Origin of the sequence: Pseudonocardia oroxyli (assembly GCF_900102195.1) — a bacterium.
In the GTDB taxonomy this organism is placed as follows: domain Bacteria; phylum Actinomycetota; class Actinomycetes; order Mycobacteriales; family Pseudonocardiaceae; genus Pseudonocardia; species Pseudonocardia oroxyli.
This window is the reverse complement of the sequence record NZ_FNBE01000003.1, coordinates 120312-138818: the sequence shown is the minus strand read 5'-3', so window position 1 is coordinate 138818 and position 18507 is coordinate 120312. Positions and strand designations below refer to the sequence as shown.

Here is an 18507-nt window from a genome sequence, read left to right as displayed (position 1 = left end):
GTTGGGAGCGTGCCCGAACTCGACCGTCGGCACCGCCTCGTCGTCCTGGTGATCTGCTGCTCGAGCCTGTTCGTGGTCAGCATGGACGCCACGATCGTCAACCTGGCGCTGCCCAGCATCCAGACCGACCTCGACGCGTCGGTGACCGCGCTGCAGTGGACCGTGGACGCCTACACCCTCACGTTGGCCTCGCTGCTGCTGCTCGCGGGCTCGACGGCGGACCGCGTGGGGCGGCGGCGGGTCTTCCGGATCGGGCTGCTGCTCTTCGGCGTGGGCTCGCTGCTCTGCAGCATCGCGCCCACCGCGGGGGCGCTCGTCGCCTTCCGGGTGGTCCAGGCGCTGGGTGGGGCCATGCTCAACCCGGTCGCGATGTCGATCATCGTCACCGTGTTCACCGACCCCCGGGAGCGGGCGCGGGCGATCGGGGCGTGGGCGAGCGTGATCGGGCTCAGCATGGCGCTCGGCCCCCTCGTCGGCGGGGCGCTGGTGGACACGGTCGGCTGGCGCTCGATCTTCTGGCTGAACGTCCCGGTCGTGCTGGTGGCCACCGCGGCCGCGACCCGGTGGGTGCCCGAGTCCCGGGCCGCGCACCCGCGCAGGCTGGACCCGGTCGGTCAGCTGCTGGTCACGGTGCTGCTCGGGGGCGCCGTCTTCGCGATCATCGAGGGGCCCGCGCGGGGCTGGGCCTCGCCGTGGGTGCTCGGCGCGGCGGTGCTCGCGGCGGCGGCGCTCGGCGCCCTGGTGCCGTGGGAGCTGCGGCGTGCCGAGCCGCTGATCGACCCGCGCTTCTTCCGCAGCGTCCCGTTCGCGGGCGCGACCGTCGTGGCCGTCTGCGCGTTCGTCTGCCTGTCGGGGTTCCTGTTCGTCAACGCGCTGTACCTGCAGGTCGCCCGCGGGTACTCGCCACTGCACGCCGGGCTGCTCACGCTCCCGATGGCGGCGATGATGGCCGTGCTGCCGAGCGTGTCCGGGCGGCTGGTCGGCAGCCGCGGGACCCGGATCCCGCTGGTCGTGGGCGGGGCCGCGCTGGCGCTGTCCGGGGCGGTGCTGCTGTTCCTGCGCACGGACTCCCCGCTCTGGCTGCCGATCACCGCGTACGTGGTGTTCGGCGTCGGGTTCGGGATGATCAACCCGCCCATCACCACGACGGCCGTGTCCGGCATGCCCGCCGCGCAGGCCGGGGTGGCCTCGGCGGTCGCGTCGACGAGCCGCCAGGTCGGGGCCGCGCTCGGCGTGGCGGTGATCGGATCGCTGGTCACCTCGTCCGTGGTGGGCCCGCTGGGGCCGGGTCTCGCCGCGGCGAGCCACGCGGGGTGGGGCGTGGTCATCGGCTGCGGCGTGGCCGTGGTCGTCCTCGGCGTCCTGACGACGGGGGAGTGGGCGCGCGGTACCGCGCGCCGCTCGGCCGAGCTGATCAGCGCCTGACCGACTGCTCCACCACGTCCAGCACCCCGTCGAGCGCGTCCGCGGGCAGCCCCATCGCCAGGTGGCTGACCAGGCCTTCGAGGACCAGCTCGAGGTACTGGGCGACGACGGCGACCGGCACGTCGTCCCGCAGCGTGCCGTTGGCGGCCTGGCGTTCCAGGCGGTCACGGGTGGCGGCGGTCAGCTCCGCCGAGTGCGCCTGCCAGCGCTTGCGGAAGTCCGGGTCGGTGCGCAGCCGCCGCGAGACCTCGAGCCGGGTGCCCAGCCAGCTGGACTCGTCGCCCGGGTCGGGCTTGCGGGCGGTGGCGAGCAGGTCGCGCATGACCTGGACCAGGCCCTGCTCGGCGACGACGTCCGCCATCCGGGCCGCGTCCTGTTCGGCGAGGGCGAGGAACAGCGCGTCCTTGTCGCGGAAGTAGTGGAAGATCGCGCCGCGGGACAGCCCGGTGCTCTGCTCGAGCCTGCGCACCGTCGCCCCCTCGTAGCCGTAGGCCGCGAAGCAGCGCCGCGCACCGTCGAGGATGTGCTGGCGCCGGGCGGCGAGCTGGTCGGTACTCACGCGGGGCACGGGTCCAGTATCCCGTACGTACGTCTTGTGGCGCACGACATGCCGACGTGGGGTGCGTCGCGCTCGGACGGACACCCGTTATGCGCGGTTCGCGCGCCTTCGGGGGCTCCCGGCGACGAGAAATTGTCGGACCCCGCGGGTAGCGTTCTCGGGCGTGGCACCGGAACCGGGTCAGGCGCTCGACGCCGCACTGTCCGCCCAGGGCACCGAGCCGGGAGAGGCGGATCTCTCGCTCCGCACCCGCGCGGAGGCCGAGGCGTTCGTGGCGTCCGTCTGCTTCAAGCACGGGCCCCCGCGGCTCGTCGGCGTCGAGCTCGAATGGCTGCTGCGCGCCGCAGACCCACCCGATCTGACCGCGATCCTCGCCGGTCTCGGTCCCCATGCCCCCGCCTCCCTCGCCCCGGGCTCGCCCGCCGCGCCGCTGCCCCACGGCTCGCTCGTCACGGTCGAGCCGGGCGGCCAGGTCGAGCTGGCCAGCCCGCCGCTCGCCTCGCTCCGCGCGTTGACCGCCGCGGTCGAGGAGGACACCCGGTCCCTGCACGCAGGCCTCGCCGCGTACGGGTTGACCCCTGAGCCCCGGGCCGCGGATCCCGACCGTCCCGCCCGGCGCCTGCTCGACCTGCCCCGCTACGCGGCCATGGAGCGCGTGTTCGACCGGCAGGGCCCCTACGGCCGCTCCGGCATGTGCTCGACGTCCGCGGTGCAGGTCGCGCTGGACGCGGGGGAACGCGCCCACATCGCGGCCCGGTGGGCCGCGGTCCACGAGCTCGGGCCGGTGCTGCTCGCCGCGTTCGCCAACTCGCCGGTCCTGCACGGCAGGCGCACCGGGTGGAAGTCGAGCCGGTTCGCGGCGTGGCTGGCCTCGGACCCGGCGCGCACGGCCCCGCCCACCGACCTGGACCGGCCGGACCCGGCGCAGGCCTGGGCGGAGCGCGTGGTCGCGACCCCGCTGCTGTGCGTGCGCGGGGAGGGCGAGTGGATCACACCCGTGGGGGTCACGTTCGCGGACTGGATCGCGGGGGCGCTGCCGGGCACCCCGACCACCGCGGACCTGGAGTACCACGTCTCCACCCTCTTCCCGCCGGTCCGCCCGCGCGGGTTCCTCGAGGTCCGCTACGTCGACGGACAGCAGGGCGCGGACTGGGCGCTGCCCGTGGCGGTGCTCGCGGCGCTGACCGCGCGGCCCGCCACGGTCGACCGGGTGCGGGAGCTCTGCGAGCCCGTCCGGGACCGGTGGGTGCAGGCGTGCCGCGTCGGGCTCGAGGACCCCGCGCTCGCCGCCGCGGCACGCGAGGTGTTCGCGCTGGCGCGGGCCGCCCTGCCCGCGCTCGACCCGCCGCCCGCGCTGGCCGCCCGGCTCGCCGCGGTCACCGAGGGGCGGATCGCCGCGGGCCGGTCCCCGGCGGACGAGCCGCTGCCCGGTGAACCCACCGTGCCCGAACTGGTCGAGATCATCCCGTCCCGGACCGAGGGAGCCCGTCGTGAACCTGCGTGACCGTCTCGTGGCGCAGCTGGAGACCGCCCGCCACCGCAGCAGCGTCCTGACCGCGATCGACGACACCGAGCTGGTCGCGCAGCACTCGCCGCTGATGTCCCCGCTGGTCTGGGACCTGGCCCACATCGGGAGCCAGGAGGAGCTCTGGCTGGTGCGAGACGTCGGGGGCCGTGAGGCGCTGCGCCCCGAGATCGACGGGCTGTACGACGCGTTCCAGCACTCGCGGGCCAGCCGCGTCGCGCTGCCGCTGCTCACCCCGGAGGAGGCGCGCGCCTACGTCGCGGAGGTGCGGGAGAAGTCGCTGGACGTGCTGGAGCGGCACCCGCTGACCGGGCGCAGGCTGGAGGAGGCGGGCTTCGCCTTCGGCATGATCGTGCAGCACGAGCAGCAGCACGACGAGACGATGCTCGCCACCCACCAGCTGCGCGTTGGCGGCCCGCTGCTGTCCGCCCCGCCGCCGCCCCCGGGCCGGGCGCTGCCGGCGCGCGAGGTGTACGTCCCGGCGGGGGAGTCGGTGCAGGGCACGTCCACCGAGCCGTGGGCGCTGGACAACGAACGCCCCGCCCACACCGTCAGCCTGCCCGCGTACTGGATCGACACCCACCCGGTGACGAACGCCGAGTTCACCGCGTTCGTCGAGGCGGGCGGGTACCGGGACCCGCGCTGGTGGAGCGTCGTCGGTTTCCAGCACGTCCTGGACGAGGGCCTGGTGGCGCCGCGGTTCTGGTCGCGGGACTCGGGCGGCACGTGGTTCCGGCGGCGGTTCGGCGTGGTCGAGCCCGTGCCGGGGGACGAGCCGGTGATGCACGTGAGCTTCCACGAGGCCGAGGCGTACGCCCGCTGGGTCGGCAAGCGCCTGCCCACCGAGGCGGAGTGGGAGAAGGCGGCCCGCTGGGACCCGGAGGCGGGCCGGTCCCGCCGGTTCCCGTGGGGAGACGGCGACCCCACCCCCGAGCACGCCAACCTGGGGCAGCGGCACCTGCAGCCGGCCCCGGTCGGCGCCTACCCGGCCGGGGCGTCGCCGCTCGGGGTGGAACAGCTGATCGGAGACGTCTGGGAGTGGTGCTCGTCGGGGTGGGAGCCCTACCCGGGGTTCGAGGCCTTCCCGTACCGCGAGTACAGCGAGGTGTTCTTCGGCGGCGACTACAAGGTGCTGCGCGGGGGCTCGTTCGGCACGGACGCCGCAGCCGTCCGCGGCACCTTCCGGAACTGGGACCACCCGATCCGCAGGCAGATCTTCTCGGGCTTCCGCTGCGCGCGGGACGCGTCCGGTGTGTAGGCACCACGCGTGGATCGGTCCGCCGCGCCCGGTGTCCGCGCTGGTCCTGGACCCGCCGCACGGGCTGCTGCGCCAGTCGTACGCGCCCGCGGACATGCGCGGGGGCGGCACCGTGAACGCGGACGGGTTCGGGGTCGGCTGGTACGCCGAGGCCGGTCCTCCGGTGCGCTACCGCTCGGCCCGGCCGATCTGGTCGGACACGGCGTTCGCCTCGGTCGCGGCGGCGTCCTGCCGGGCGATGCTCGGCGCGGTCCGGTCGGCCACGACCGGCATGCCGGTGACCGACACGGCGGCGGCGCCGTTCGCGGCGGACCGCTGGCTGTTCAGCCACAACGGCGTCGTCCGCGGGTGGCCGGACGCGGTGGCGAAGCTCGCCGAGCGGCTCCCGGTCGTCGACCTGCTCACCCTCGACGCCCCGACGGACGCGGCCCTGCTCTGGGCGCTCGTCCGGGATCGGCTCCGGGCGGGGGAGGAGCCCGGCGCGGCGCTCGCGGACACGGTGGCGGCGGTCGCGGCCGCCGCCCCGGGCTCGCGGCTGAACCTGCTGCTCATCGACGGGGAGACGGTCTGGGGCACGGCCTGGGACCACGCCCTGTCGGTGCGCGTCACCGACGAGGAGGCGGAGGTCGCCAGCGAGCCCGTCACCTCCGACGAGCGCTGGCGCCCGGTGCCGGAGGGCCACCTGGTCACCGCAGGCCCCGGCACCCACCACCTCACCCGCATCCGCTGACCGCACCGCACCGCCCGAGTCGTCCGCCGCGGTGTTCGCCACCACCGGTGCCGTTCGCGCCGGTGGGTCTACGCAAGGAGCACGTGATGAACCGCCTGTCCGCGCAGTCGCCCGTCCTCGACGTCCACCTGACCCCCGACCACGCCGAACGCGCGCTGCGGGAGGACGCCCGTGCCGGGCTCACGGCCAGTCCGAAGGAGCTGCCGCCCAAGTACTTCTACGACGCGCGCGGCAGCGAGCTCTTCGAGCGGATCACCGCGCTGCCGGAGTACTACCCGACCCGCACGGAGCGGGCCCTGCTCGAGGAGTCCGTCGCCGCCATCGCCGAGGCGTCCGGCGCGGACACCATCGTCGAGCTCGGGTCGGGGTCGTCGGCCAAGACGCGGCTGCTGCTCGACGCGTTCCGCCCGACCCTGCGCCGCTACGTCCCGCAGGACGTGTCCGAGGCGGCGCTGCGCGGCGCCCTGGACGCGCTCGCCGCCGAGTACCCGGACCTCGAGCTGCACGGCGTGGTCGGCGACTTCACGAAGGACCTCGGGTTCCTGCCCGAACGCGGTACGCGGCTGATCGCCTTCCTCGGCGGGACCATCGGCAACCTGCGCCCCGCCGAGCGCGCGGCGTTCCTCGCGCACGTCCGGTCGGTCCTCCGGCCGGGCGAGCAGCTGTTGCTGGGCACCGGCCTGGTGATCGACGAGCCCACCCTCGTCGCCGCCTACGACGACGCCGAGGGGGTCACCGCCGAGTTCAACCGGAACGTGCTGCACGTGCTCAACCGCGCGCTGGGTGCGGACTTCGACCCGGACGCGTTCGCCCACGTCGCGCTGTGGGACGCCGAGAACTCCTGGATCGAGATGCGATTGCGGGCTGAGCGCGCCATGCGGGTGCGCGTCGCGGAGCTGGACCTGGAGGTGGACTTCGCGGAGGGCGAGGAGCTGCGCACGGAGATCTCGGCGAAGTTCGAGCCCGAGACCGTCCGCGCGATGCTCACGGACGCGGGGTTCGACCTGGTCCGCTGGTGGGCGGACGAGGACCGCCGCTTCGCCCTGAGCCTCGCCACCGCTGTCTGACCCGCCGCCTGACCCGCCCCGCCGACTCTCGCTCTGCGTGATCCATCCACTCCGGATAGCGTTCGCGCATGGGGGTCTCGCGGCGGGATGCGCTCCGGCTCGGGATCGGCACGGCGGCCCTCGGTCTGCTCTCCGGGTGCGCCCTCGACACCAGCGGGGCGCCGGGCGGGACCGGGTCCGGCGCGCTCGTCTTCTACTCGACCCAGCTCTCGACGACCGCGGAGGCCGAGTCCGTCCGCCGTCAGATCCTCACGGGGTTCGACCGGGAGGTGCAGTTCGTCGCCGACTCGTCGGTCACGAAGCTGCTGGACCGGGTGCGGGCCGAGGCGCAGGCCGGGACGTCGAACCTCGGACTGGTCGGCGCGCTGCAGGGCGAGCTCGCGACCCTGCACGCGGAGGGGCTGCTCCGCGACATGACGGACGTCGTGGAGTCCCTCGACGACCGCGGGTTCACCGCCCGGTACCTCGACCTCGCCCGCGTCGACGGCCGCTACGCCTTCGTCCCGTGGATCTCCGCGAGCTACATCATGGCCGCCCGCCGCGAGGCGCTGCCGTTCCTGCCGCCGGGCGCCGACCTCCAGAACCTCACCTACGACCAGGTCCTGGAGTGGTCGCGTGCGGTGCAGCGGGCCACCGGCTCGCCGCGGTTCGGGCTGCCCGCGGGCGAGAGCGGCCTGCTCAAGCGGTTCCTGCAGGGGTACGCCTACCCGAGCTTCACCGGCGGGGTGAACACCACGTTCGCCGGCCCGGACGCCGTCCCGATGTGGGAGTGGCTGCGCGAGATCTGGGCGACGACCAACCCGCAGTCGGTGACCTACGGCTTCATGCAGGAACCGCTGCTCACCGGCGAGGTCTGGATCGCCTGGGACCACGCCGTCCGGCTGGTCGACGCGCTGCAGACCCGGCCGGACGACATCGTCTCGTTCCCCGCGCCCACCGGCCCGCGCGGCCTCGGCTACCTCCCCGTGCTCGGCGGGCTGGCGATCCCCGCGAGCGTCCCCGACCCGCAGCCGTCGATCGACCTCATCCGGCACCTGACCGACCCGGCCCGCGTCTCGACGACGGTGCGGACCGTCGCCTGGTTCCCGCCGCAGAGCCTGGACTCCATCCCCGGCGGCCTGCCCCCGGGCGTCGGGCAGGAGGCGCAGACGCTGCAGCGCATGGTCGAGACGCCCGGGGCGCTGGCGTCGTCGCTGGCCGTCGGCCTGGGCGGGCAGAGCGGCGCCTACGACAAGGTCTTCACCGACACCTTCCGCGCGATCGCGCTCGACGGCGCCGACATCCGCGACACGCTGGCGAACCAGGCGGTGGCGCTGCAGGGTGTGCTGGACACCGCGGGCGCCGCGTGCTGGGCACCCGACCCGCTCGGCCAGGGGGTCTGCCGTGTCGGTTAGCTCGCCGCGGCCGTCGGCGGCCCTGCCCTATCTGCTGCTCCTGCCGAGCGTCGCGTACCTGGTGATCTTCTTCGCCTCCCCGATGGTGCAGGCGTTCGGGCTGGCCTTCACCAGCACGACGGGGGAGTGGGGCCTCACGTCGCTGTCCGCCATGGTCTCCGACGACCGGTTCTGGCCCGCCGTCTGGACGACCCTGATCCTGCTCGTGGTCCTGCTCCCGATCCAGCTCGCGCTGGCCCTGGCGATGTCGATGATCATCACGGGGCGGCTGCGCGGCCGGGGCTTCTGGCTCTACGTCTTCCTGCTGCCGCTGGGCGTCTCCGAGCTCGGCGCGGGCATCCTGTGGTACTCGATCTTCGTGGAGCAGGGCTGGCTGAACACCGTCCTGCAGGGCGTCGGGCTGATCGACCGGCCGGTGATCTGGCTGGACTACCGGGAGCCGTGGCGGGTGATCGGCACGATCGTGGTCGCGGAGGCCTGGCGGTCGACGTCGTTGCTGGTGATCATCCTCGTCGGCGGGCTCCGGCAGATCCCGAAGGACTACCTGGAGGCCGCGGACGTCTTCCACGCCGGGCCCTGGCAGCGGATGCGCCACGTCGTCCTCCCGCTGCTGCGCCCGACGATCCGCACGGCGATGATCGTGCGCGTGGTGCTGGCGTTCGAGGTGTTCGCGACCGTGATCGCGTTGGGCGGCACCGCGACCGACACGCTCGCCACCCAGGCCAACCGCGCCTACACCGAGTTCCAGGACGCCCATCTGGCCTCCGCCTACGGGCTCGTCATCCTCGTCGTCTCGCTGGTGGCGGTGGGGCTGGTCCTCGCCGCCCTCCCCGCGCGCAGGGAGCGCGGCGAATGAGGCGGGTGCTCGGGTACGGCGGCGCCGCCCTGCTCGCCGGGTGGATCCTGGTGCCGATCTGGTTCGTGGTCGTCGGCGCGTTCTCCACGGCGGACTCGGTCTACACGTATCCGCTCGCGCCCTGGCCGGACTGGTCGCTGGAGTCGATGCGGTTCTTCGTGACGTCCGCCGGGGTGCCGCAGGCACTGCTGTCCAGTGTGGTCGTCGCACTGATCACGGGGGTGCTCACGCTCCTGCTCGCCGCCCCCGCCGGATACGCCTTGGCGCGCTTCGTGTTCCCGGGCGCCTCGGCCTACCGCCTGACCGTCCTGGCCACCCGCGCGTTCCCCGTCGTCGTGCTGTCGATCCCGCTCGCCGTGTTCTTCCTGCAGTGGGGGATCTACGACTCGGTGTGGGGCGTCGCGTTCATGCACACCGCGCTGGCGCTGCCGTTCGTGGTGCTGATGGTGGCGGGGGTGTTCGCGGGTGTCCCCGTGGACATCGAGGAGGCCGCGCAGATCTTCGGCTGCTCCCGGTTCGGCGCGTTCCGCCGGGCGGTGGTCCCCAACGCCGCCCCCGGCCTGGCCGCGGCGGGCACGTTCGCGGTGCTGCTGTCCTACAACGAGGTGTTCGCCGCCTCGATCCTCACCCTCCAGGAGCCGACGCTGCCGGTGTTCGTCCTCACCGGACTCACCCAGGCGCCGCTGCCGTTCCGCTACGCGGGCGCGCTGTTCCTGCTGGCGCCCGCCTTCCTGTTCATCCTGCTGATCCGCAGGCGCCTCGTCGGCGTCGGCGGACCCACCTTGCGGTAAGGGGAACCCGTTGTCGGACATCAGGATCTCCGGGCTGACCAAGCGCTATGCGCGCGGCGCCGCACCGGCGGTGAAGGACGTGAGCGTCACCGTCGAGGACGGCGAGTTCTTCGTCCTGCTCGGACCGTCCGGCTGCGGGAAGACGACCCTGCTCCGCGCGATCGCGGGCCTGGAGACCCCGGATACGGGCACCGTCCACCTCGGGGACCGGGACGTCACGGCGCTGCCGCCGCGCCGCCGCGACCTCGCCATGGTCTTCCAGGGCTACGCCGTGTTCCCGCACCTCACGGTGGCCGAGAACATCGGGTTCGGGCTGCGGATGCGCAAGGAGCCCCGCGCCGACGTCGACGCGGCGGTGCGCTACGCCGCCGGGCTCGTCCAGCTCGGCGACTACCTCGACCGCTACCCGAGCGCCCTGTCCGGGGGGCAGCGCCAACGCGTCGCGGTGGCCAGGGCGGTCGCCGTCCGGCCGTCGGTCCTGCTCATGGACGAGCCGCTGTCCAACCTGGACGCCCTGCTGCGGCTGTCCTTCCGGTCCGAGCTCAAGGCGTTGGCCAAGGAGCTGCACACCACCATCGTCTACGTGACCCACGACCAGGTGGAGGCGCTGTCGCTGGGGGACCGCGTCGCCGTCATGCGGGCTGGGGAGATCGTGCAGTGCGGCACGCCCATGGAGGTCTACGACCGCCCGGTCGACCGCTTCGTCGGCGGCTTCCTCGGCACGCCGCCGATGAACATGCTGCCCGGTGAGGTCTTCGGCGGCCGCGGCGTGGCCGGGATCCGGGCCGAGAACATCGAGGCCTCCACGACGGAGCGGGCGGGGGCGCTGGCCGGCCGGGTCCGGCTCGTCGAGCCGCTGGGGTCGCAGCTGCTGGTCACCGTGGCGGCGGGGGAGCAGGACGTGAAGATCCTCACGCCCACGGACTTCCCGGCGGGCGACGGGGCGGACGTGTGGCTGTCCGTCGCGCCCGAGCGGATCCGCTGGTTCGACGCCGACACGGAGCGTGCACTCGCGGGCTGATCTGCGTGATCGCTCTGTCTGCTGTGGAGCGCGGTCGGCCGGGCGGCGGGTCCATCCCGCCGTGCCGACCCCGGTCCGGTCGGTCCCGGTCCGTCCGGTGACTCGGCTGTCCGGCGTAACGGGCCTTCGTCGATCCCGATGAAGCTCGCAGCGGGTGGTTGAGATCGAACTCACTCGTTGTTACTGTGGAGTTAAGTACCTCGTGAACCGATAGGGCGTTGCCAAACGTCGGAAGGAAGCGCATCCCGTGAGTACGGAGACCGGCCACCCCACGTCGCACGGAACCACCCTCACGGACACCGCCCTCGGCGACCTCGCCGCGGACGTGTTGCGCGCCAACGACATGGGCGGCTGGACCAAGGCCGCCCCGCTGCTGTACCCGCACCAGTGGAGCTGGGACAGCGCCTTCGTCGCGATCGGGTGGGCGCAGGTCGACGTGCGCCGGGCGATGACCGAGCAGCAGCGGCTGTTCGAGGCCCAGTGGGCGAACGGCATGGTCCCGCAGATCGTGTTCAACCCGCTCGCGGGCCCGGACTCGTACTTCCCGGACCCCGCCCGGTGGGCGGTCGAGGTGTCCCCGGACGCGCCGGTCGGCGTCGCCGAGACCAGCGGGATCTGCCAGCCGCCCGTGCACGCGATCGCCGTGGCGCGGATCTGGGAGGTCGCCGCCGGGACCGAGGCCGAGGCGGACGTCCGCGCGGAGATCCGCACCCTGTTCCCGAAGCTGATGGCCTGGCACCGCTACCTGGCCGAGCACCGCGACCCCTCCGGCTCCGGGCTCGTCACGACGTACCACCCGTGGGAGGGCATCGACAACTCCCCGCGATGGGACGCGGTGCTGGAGCGGCTCGAGGTCGGGGACGTGCCCGCCTACGTCCGCCGGGACCTGTCCCACGTGGCGGACGCGGGCCAGCGCCCGTCGAACGACGCGTACGACCGCTTCCTCTGGCTGCTCGAGCTGCTCAAGCGCCACCGCTACGACGACGCCGCGATCCACCGCTCCTACCCCTTCCTGGTCAAGGACGTGTTCCTGACGTCCGTGCTCGTCATGGCCAACCAGGCGCTGCTCGGGCTGGCGGACGCGGTGGGTGCCACCTCCTCGGCCCGCGCCGAGATCGAGTCCTGGATCGCCCGCGGGCGATCCGGCATCGCGTCCACCGTGGACACCGAGACCGGCCTGGCCTACGACCTGGACCTGGGCACCGGCACCCCGGTCGAGATCCGCACCTTCGCGGGCCTCTGCCCGCTGCTCGACGCCGAGAGCGGCGACCGCGACCGGGCCCTGAAGAACCTCGACTCCGAGGCCTTCGCCGGCCACCCGGACCTGCGCTGGGCCATGGTCCCGAGCACCAGCCCGCTGGAGGAGTGCTTCGACCCGCGCAACTACTGGCGCGGCCCGGTCTGGCCGATCGTCAACTGGCTCTACTGGCGCGGCCTGCGAGACGGCGGCGACCTCGTCCGCGCGGACGCCCTGCGTGAGGCGAGCCTGGACTCGCTGCGGCACGTCGGCTTCGCGGAGTACTTCCACCCCGTGACCGGCGAAGCCCTCGGTTCGGCGATGCAGTCCTGGACCGCCGCCGTAGCCCTCGACTGGCTGGCCTCCTAGCAACGGTCGGCCCGGGCGGCGGTTCGCCGGGTAGCGGTCTGCCTGGTGACGGTCTGCTCGGTGACGGTCTGCTCGGTGACGGTCTGCTCGGTGACGGCTTGTCCGGGGACGGTCCGCCCGGCGATGATCCGCGGGCGGGGAGCGAGGCGGTCGGCTCTCGACCGCTCCGCTCCTCGTTCGTGGATCATGTGCGTCCGGTGGCAGCGAGCTCGTGGTGATCCACTTGTGGGGAGTGAGGCGGTCGCTGACAGACTGCTCCGCTCCCCGATGGTGGATCTGCACTGGTCGCGGCCGTGCGGCCAGTAGCCTGTGATGATCCACTCGTGGGGAGTGGGGCGGTCGCCGATCGACCTCCCTGCTCCCCAGACGTTGATCAGCGCGCAGGCCCGCACAGCCGGGTTTAGTGATCCACTCGTCTGGAGTGGCCGGGTCGCTGACAGGCCGCTCGGCTCCCCGATAATGGATCATCCGCTGGTCGCGGCCGGTGGGGTTGGCAGCCTGTGATGATCCACTCGTGAGGGGTGGTCGCCTACAGGCCCGCTGCGCCCCGTCACTGATCGCGCGGGCTGCCCTGCACGGCCGCATTGCATGATCCACCTGCGAGGAGTGGTGCGGTCGTGTGGCGACCGCTGTGCTCCGGGATTGCGGATCATGCCCCGGTTCGGCTCCGGGTGCCCAGGTGCCGCGATGATCCACCCGTGGGGAGCAGAGCGGTCGCTGAGCGACCGACCTGCTCCCCGATCTCGGATCAACGAGCGGGTTCGCTCGGCCGGGGTTAGGTGATCCACTCTTCGGGAGGAGCGCGGTCCAACCACGACCGCGTTGCGCCCGGACGGTGGATCATCCAGCGGCCTGCGTGGGGGGTGTGGCGAGGGCACGGCGGATCCGAGCGACGACCGCGCCGGGCTCGGTGGTGACGTCCTTCCAGGTGAAGCGCAGGATCCGCCAGCCCGCGTCGACCAGGGCGTTCTGCTTGCGGCGGTCCTCCTGGAAGCGATCGGGCTCGACGTGCCATGCCCAGCCGTCGGTCTCGATCACGAGCCGCGCCTCGAGGAACGCGATGTCGAGGAACCAGCCGCGGAAGGGGACGTTACGGGTCCACCCGCCGATGCCCGCCGCACGCATCAGCTGGAACAGCATGCGCTCCAGCCGCGAGTCCGCGCGGTCGGCCGCGGCGACCACGAGCTCGCGCATCCGGGCCGACCCGGTCGACCCCATCGCGCGTCGGTACGCGGAGAGCAGGTCGTCGAAGCGGACCCGACGCCGCAGCGCGCTGTCCAGCAACGTGTCGCCGTCCGGGAGGGCGGTCGCGACCTCCAGCACCGCGAGCGGGACGGCGAGTACGGCCATACCCCGGCGCCGCGTGACGTCGAGTGGATCGAGGTCCCGACGCCGCACCCGCACACCCTCGACGCGGCCGGGGCGACGCCGTCGGGGCACGGTCACGTCGACGAGTGGGCCGGGGCGGTCGGCGAGATCGTGAACCCACGCCGCCGCCATGCCGGACACCACGCCGTCGCTCCAGAGCGAGGCGGTCCGGACACGGACCGCGGGAGCCGAGCGGTCGCCGTGCACGAGATGGACGCGCGGCGCGACCCGGGTCCACACGCCCGCCTCGACGCGCCGTCCGACGGACCGGCGTGAGAGCCCGAGCTCGGCTGCCTGCGCGAGGGTGATCAGTCCGTCCTGACGGGTGAGGAGACGGGCGAGTGGGGTGGAGGCCATGAGGGGCAGCCTCGCCGCCCCACCTCACCCTCGTGTCGATTCCGCGGATCCCGTTCGCGATCGCGAACTCACGAGATCCGCGAGGAGGAAGCACGACGGTCGCATCCCGACCGCACCCCTCCCGGAGAGTGGATCATCGGCACGAGCCTTCTCCGCCCCGCTCCGTGATCCACGGTTCGGGAGCGTCCAGGTCGACCTGCGACCCTTCGGCTCCCGAACGGCGGATCACGTGGCGGGCGGGTCGGCGGGACGTGGCGCAGGGCGTGATCCACATCTGAGGAGTGGAGCGGCCGGATGCCGACCGTCCCGCTCCCGAGCGACGGATCACGTGCCGAGCGGTCCGCGGCTCGCCCAGCGAGTGTGATCCACTGCTCAGGAGTGGGACGGTCGGGAGTCGACCGCCGCGCTCCCGGGCTATGGATCATGTGACGGGCGGGTCCGGGTCAGGTCCGCACAGCATGATCCACGTCTGAGGAGCGGGGTGGTCGTCTTCCGGCCACTCCGCTCCCGAGACATGGATCACCTGACGGGCGGGTCCGTGCCGGGTCCGCGGACGGTGATCCACGTCTGGGGAGCGGAGTGGCCGGAAGTCGACCGTCCCGCTCCCGAAGAGCGGATCATGGGGCGGGCGGGTCGGTTCCAGGTTCGCGGACGGTGATCCACGTCTGAGGAGCGGGGTGGTCGGGAGTCGACCGCCTGGCGCCCGAGCTGCGGATCACCTGGCCGGCGGGACGTCGGGCATGAGCATGGGCATGGGCATGATCCACATCTGAGGGGCGGGGCGGTCGTCTCCCGACCGCCGCGCTCCCGAGACATGGATCACCTGACGGGTGGTCCGAGCCGGGTCCGGGGGAGGGTGATCCACATCTGAGGAGCGGAGCGGTCGGGAACCGACCGCCCCGCTCCCCGTTCGTGGATCGAGGAGGCTCAGAGGTACGGCGTGGTGATCATCTCGAGGAAATGGCCCGCCGGGTCGCGGAAGTAGACGCCGCGGCCGCCGTGTTCGGTGTTGGTCTCGCCCGGACGTCGCCTCTGCGGGTCCGCCCAGTGCTCGACTCCCGTGTCGCGCAGTCGCCGGTGGGCGCGGTCGAAGAGGGCGTCGTCGACCAGGAAGGCGTAGTGCTGGTCCTGGATCTCGGGAAAGGCCTCGACCGGGAGGTCGGCGAACTGGATCACCATGCCGCCGTCGAGCAGGACGTTGGTGAACGGGCCCCAGGAGGGGGCGCTCGCGGCTTCGAAGATCTCCTGGAAGAAGCGGGCGGACTCCGTGCGGTCGCGCGCAGCGACGATCGTGTGGTTGAACGTGACGGGCATGAGGTGTCCTCTCGGTCGTACCGGGAGGGCGCCCGCGCAGACCGGTGAGCACGTCGAACCGGTGGGCGCGCCCGGGCCTGTTCGGGGTGCTCGGCCCGACGTCACGTCGGTGCCGGCCGGTACAGCCGCTCCTTCCCGATAGGCCCATGGGGGCGCGGGGTCAGCGTAGCGGCTGCGGTGACGGGACCCGCGGGACGGGTCGGGCCCCGCACCTCGTCGAGGTGCGGGGCCCGGCCGAGCGGTGTGCGGGTCAGCTCGCGAGCATGCCCCGGAGCACGTACTGGAGGATGCCGCCGTTGCGGTAGTAGTCCGCCTCGCCGGGGGTGTCGATGCGGACGACCGCGTCGAACTCCACCTTCTCGCCGGACTCCTTGGTCGCCGTCACGTGCACCGTGCGAGGGGTCGTGCCCGAGTTGAGCTCGGTGATCCCCACGATGTCGAAGGTCTCGGTGCCGTCGAGGCCGAGCGAGGCGGCCGACTCACCCTGCGGGAACTGCAGCGGGATGACGCCCATGCCGATCAGGTTGGAGCGGTGGATGCGCTCGAAGGACTCGACGATCACGGCCTTGACGCCCAGCAGCGCCGTGCCCTTGGCCGCCCAGTCGCGCGACGACCCGGAGCCGTACTCCTTGCCGCCCAGCACGACCAGCGGGATGCCCGCGGCCGCGTAGTTCTGCGCGGCGTCGTAGATGAACGCCTGCGGGCCGCCCTCGACGGTGAAGTCACGGGTGTAGCCGCCGGACACGTCGTCCAGCAGCTGGTTGCGCAGCCGGATGTTGGCGAACGTGCCGCGGATCATGACCTCGTGGTTGCCGCGGCGCGAGCCGAAGGAGTTGTAGTCCTTCTTGTCCACCCCGTGCGAGTCCAGGTAGACCGCGGCCGGGGTGCCCGGCTTGATCGCACCGGCGGGGGAGATGTGGTCGGTGGTGACCGAGTCGCCCAGCAGCGCCATCACGCGTGCGCCGGAGATGTCGGTGACCGGCGCGGGCTCCGACGCCATGCCCTCGAAGTACGGGGGCTTGCGCACGTAGGTGGACTGGGGGTCCCACTCGAAGGTCTTGCCCTCCGGGGTGGGCAGCGCGCGCCAGCGCTCGTCGCCGCGGAAGACGTCCGAGTAGGACTTGGCGAACATGTCCTCGTCGATCGCACCGTCCATGACGGTGTTGATGTCCTCGGTGGAGGGCCAGATGTCGCGCAGGAACACGTCGTTCCCGTCGGTGTCCTTGCCGAGCGGCTGCGACTCGAAGTCGAAGTCCATGGTCCCGGCCAGCGCGTAGGCGACCACCAGGGGCGGGGACGCCAGGTAGTTCATCTTGACGTCCGGGTTGATCCGGCCCTCGAAGTTCCGGTTCCCGGACAGCACCGAGACGACCGAGAGGTCGGCCTCGTTCACGGCGGTGGAGATCTCCTCGGGCAGCGGGCCCGAGTTGCCGATGCAGGTGGTGCAGCCGTAGCCGACGAGGTTGTAGCCCAGCTTGTCGAGGTAGGGCCAGAGCCCGGCCTTCTCGTAGTAGTCGGTGACGACCTGCGAGCCCGGCGCCATCGACGTCTTGACCCACGGCTTGACCGTGAGGCCCTTCTCGACGGCGTTCTTGGCCAGCAGGGCCGCACCCAGCATGACCGACGGGTTCGACGTGTTGGTGCAGGAGGTGATCGAGGCGATCACCACGGCGCCGTGGTCCAGCACGAACTCGCCGCGCTCGCCCTTGACCGTGGTGGGCTTCGACGGGCGGCCCGCGCAGCCCTCGGCGGCCGAGAACACGACCGGGGCGGCCTCGTGGCCGTCGGTCGAGGTGGCGGGGGCGTCGCTGGCGGGGAAGGACTCGTCCGAGGACTCGTCGACGCCGCTGAGCTCCTCGGCGACCGCGTCCGTCGTGTAGTTCTGCACCGCGGTGCGGAACGCGGCCTTGGCCGACGCCAGCTCGATGCGGTCCTGCGGGCGCTTCGGGCCGGAGATCGACGGGACGACCGTCGACAGGTCCAGCTCCAGCGTCTCGGAGAAGGTCGGCTCGGCGTCGGGGTCCAGCCACAGCCCCTGCTCCTTGGCGTACGCCTCGACGAGCGCGATCTGTTCGGCGGAGCGGCCGGTGAGCTTGAGGTAGCGGACGGTCTCGTCGTCGATCGGGAAGATCGCGGCGGTGGAGCCGAACTCGGGGCTCATGTTGCCGATGGTGGCGCGGTTGGCCAGCGGGACCGCGGACACGCCCGCGCCGTAGAACTCGACGAACTTGCCGACGACGCCCTGCTTGCGCAGCATCTCGGTGATCGTGAGCACCACGTCGGTGGCGGTGACGCCCGCGGGGATCTCGCCGCTGAGCTTGAAGCCCAGGACCTTCGGGATGAGCATCGACACGGGCTGGCCGAGCATGGCCGCCTCGGCCTCGATGCCGCCGACGCCCCAGCCCAGCACGCCCAGGCCGTTGACCATCGTGGTGTGCGAGTCCGTGCCGACGAGGGTGTCGGGGTAGGCCTGGCCGTTGCGGGCCATGACCGTGCGGGCCAGGTGCTCGATGTTGACCTGGTGCACGATGCCGGTGCCCGGCGGGACGACCTTGAACTCGTCGAACGCGCCCTGGCCCCAGCGCAGGAACTGGTAGCGCTCCTTGTTGCGGCCGTACTCGAACTCGATGTTCTTCTCGAACGCGTCGCTCGTGCCGAAGAAGTCGATCATCACCGAGTGGTCGATGACCAGCTCGGCGGGGGCGAGCGGGTTGACCTTCGCGGGGTCGCCGCCCATCTCGGTCACGGCCTCGCGCATGGTCGCCAGGTCGACGACGCACGGGACGCCGGTGAAGTCCTGCATGATCACCCGGGCGGGGGTGAACTGGATCTCGGTGTCCGGCTCGGCGGCGGGGTCCCAGTTCGCCAGGGCGCGGACGTGGTCGGCCGTGACGTTGGCGCCGTCCTCCGTGCGCAGCAGGTTCTCGAGCAGGACCTTGAGGCTGTACGGGAGCTTCTCGGCGCCCTCGACGGCGGACAGTCGGAAGATCTCGTACGAGTTGTCACCGACCTCGAGGTTTCCCTTGGCTCCGAAGCTGTCGGTACTGGCCACTTCCGGCTCTCCTCTGCGATCGCTCAAGTGGTGGGCGCGTCGTGCGGGAGTCTCGCGCATCGAGTCGGTCGCGGCATCGTGACCCCCGTCCTGACTCAAACAGTACGCCTGTCCTATTTCGGGGTCCAGGCGACCCCCGACACAGCGGAACGGCCGGTCGCGGGGTGCGACCGGCCGTTCCGTC

The 18507-nt window shown here is 72.6% G+C and carries 14 protein-coding genes; 10 read left to right on the top strand and 4 right to left on the bottom strand.

Features of this window, described 5'->3' with window-relative positions; all coding sequences use genetic code 11:
- The first annotated feature begins 9 nt into the window (after positions 1-9).
- Positions 10-1425, top strand: coding sequence for an MFS transporter (locus BLS43_RS05645; RefSeq protein ID WP_093077805.1), 1416 nt, complete (start codon positions 10-12; stop codon positions 1423-1425).
- On the opposite strand, the gene BLS43_RS05640 is transcribed toward BLS43_RS05645, so the two are convergent.
- Positions 1415-1993, bottom strand: a complete 579-nt coding sequence (locus BLS43_RS05640; protein ID WP_093078504.1) for a TetR/AcrR family transcriptional regulator — start codon at positions 1991-1993, stop codon at positions 1415-1417. The genes BLS43_RS05645 and BLS43_RS05640 overlap by 11 nt on opposite strands.
- Before the next feature lie 154 nt (positions 1994-2147).
- On the opposite strand from BLS43_RS05640, the gene egtA reads away from it, so the two are divergent.
- From egtA to ggh, 9 genes are all read left to right on the top strand, one after another.
- Entirely contained in the window at positions 2148-3488 is a 1341-nt protein-coding gene (gene egtA / locus BLS43_RS05635) for an ergothioneine biosynthesis glutamate--cysteine ligase EgtA (protein ID WP_245707319.1), read from the top strand.
- Complete coding sequence (egtB, locus tag BLS43_RS05630; RefSeq protein ID WP_093077799.1) at positions 3475-4767, top strand: ergothioneine biosynthesis protein EgtB; 1293 nt, start codon at positions 3475-3477, stop codon at positions 4765-4767. The genes egtA and egtB overlap by 14 nt, the downstream gene beginning before the upstream one ends.
- On the top strand, positions 4760-5497 hold the full coding sequence (gene egtC / locus BLS43_RS05625) for an ergothioneine biosynthesis protein EgtC (RefSeq protein ID WP_093077796.1): 738 nt from the start codon (positions 4760-4762) through the stop codon (positions 5495-5497). The genes egtB and egtC overlap by 8 nt, the downstream gene beginning before the upstream one ends.
- An 86-nt stretch (positions 5498-5583) precedes the next feature.
- Positions 5584-6564, top strand: a complete 981-nt coding sequence (gene egtD, locus BLS43_RS05620) for an L-histidine N(alpha)-methyltransferase (protein WP_093077793.1) — start codon at positions 5584-5586, stop codon at positions 6562-6564.
- Positions 6565-6632: 68 nt separating this feature from the next.
- Entirely contained in the window at positions 6633-7958 is a 1326-nt protein-coding gene (locus BLS43_RS05615; protein WP_093077790.1) for an ABC transporter substrate-binding protein, read from the top strand.
- Positions 7948-8814, top strand: a complete 867-nt coding sequence (locus tag BLS43_RS05610) for a carbohydrate ABC transporter permease (protein WP_093077787.1) — start codon at positions 7948-7950, stop codon at positions 8812-8814. The genes BLS43_RS05615 and BLS43_RS05610 overlap by 11 nt, the downstream gene beginning before the upstream one ends.
- Complete coding sequence (locus BLS43_RS05605; RefSeq protein ID WP_093077784.1) at positions 8811-9605, top strand: carbohydrate ABC transporter permease; 795 nt, start codon at positions 8811-8813, stop codon at positions 9603-9605. The genes BLS43_RS05610 and BLS43_RS05605 overlap by 4 nt, the downstream gene beginning before the upstream one ends.
- Before the next feature lie 10 nt (positions 9606-9615).
- Positions 9616-10626 carry an ABC transporter ATP-binding protein gene (locus tag BLS43_RS05600; RefSeq protein ID WP_093077781.1) on the top strand — a complete coding sequence of 337 codons (1011 nt, stop codon included), beginning with the start codon at positions 9616-9618 and terminating at the stop codon, positions 10624-10626.
- Positions 10627-10873: 247 nt separating this feature from the next.
- The gene (ggh, locus tag BLS43_RS05595) at positions 10874-12232 is read left to right on the top strand and encodes a glucosylglycerate hydrolase (RefSeq protein WP_176921185.1); all 1359 of its coding nucleotides are present in this window, start codon (positions 10874-10876) and stop codon (positions 12230-12232) included.
- An 840-nt stretch (positions 12233-13072) separates the two neighbouring features.
- On the opposite strand, the gene BLS43_RS05585 is transcribed toward ggh, so the two are convergent.
- The 3 genes from BLS43_RS05585 to acnA form a co-directional block, all read right to left on the bottom strand.
- Positions 13073-13957: a type IV toxin-antitoxin system AbiEi family antitoxin domain-containing protein gene (locus tag BLS43_RS05585; protein WP_093077775.1), complete on the bottom strand. Its 885-nt coding sequence runs from the start codon at positions 13955-13957 to the stop codon at positions 13073-13075.
- A gap of 927 nt (positions 13958-14884) precedes the next feature.
- Positions 14885-15271, bottom strand: a complete 387-nt coding sequence (locus BLS43_RS05580) for a VOC family protein (protein WP_093077772.1) — start codon at positions 15269-15271, stop codon at positions 14885-14887.
- A gap of 250 nt (positions 15272-15521) precedes the next feature.
- Positions 15522-18323 (bottom strand): aconitate hydratase AcnA, encoded by a 2802-nt coding sequence (gene acnA / locus BLS43_RS05575; protein ID WP_093077769.1) that lies wholly within the window; start codon positions 18321-18323, stop codon positions 15522-15524.
- Positions 18324-18507 lie beyond the last annotated feature (184 nt).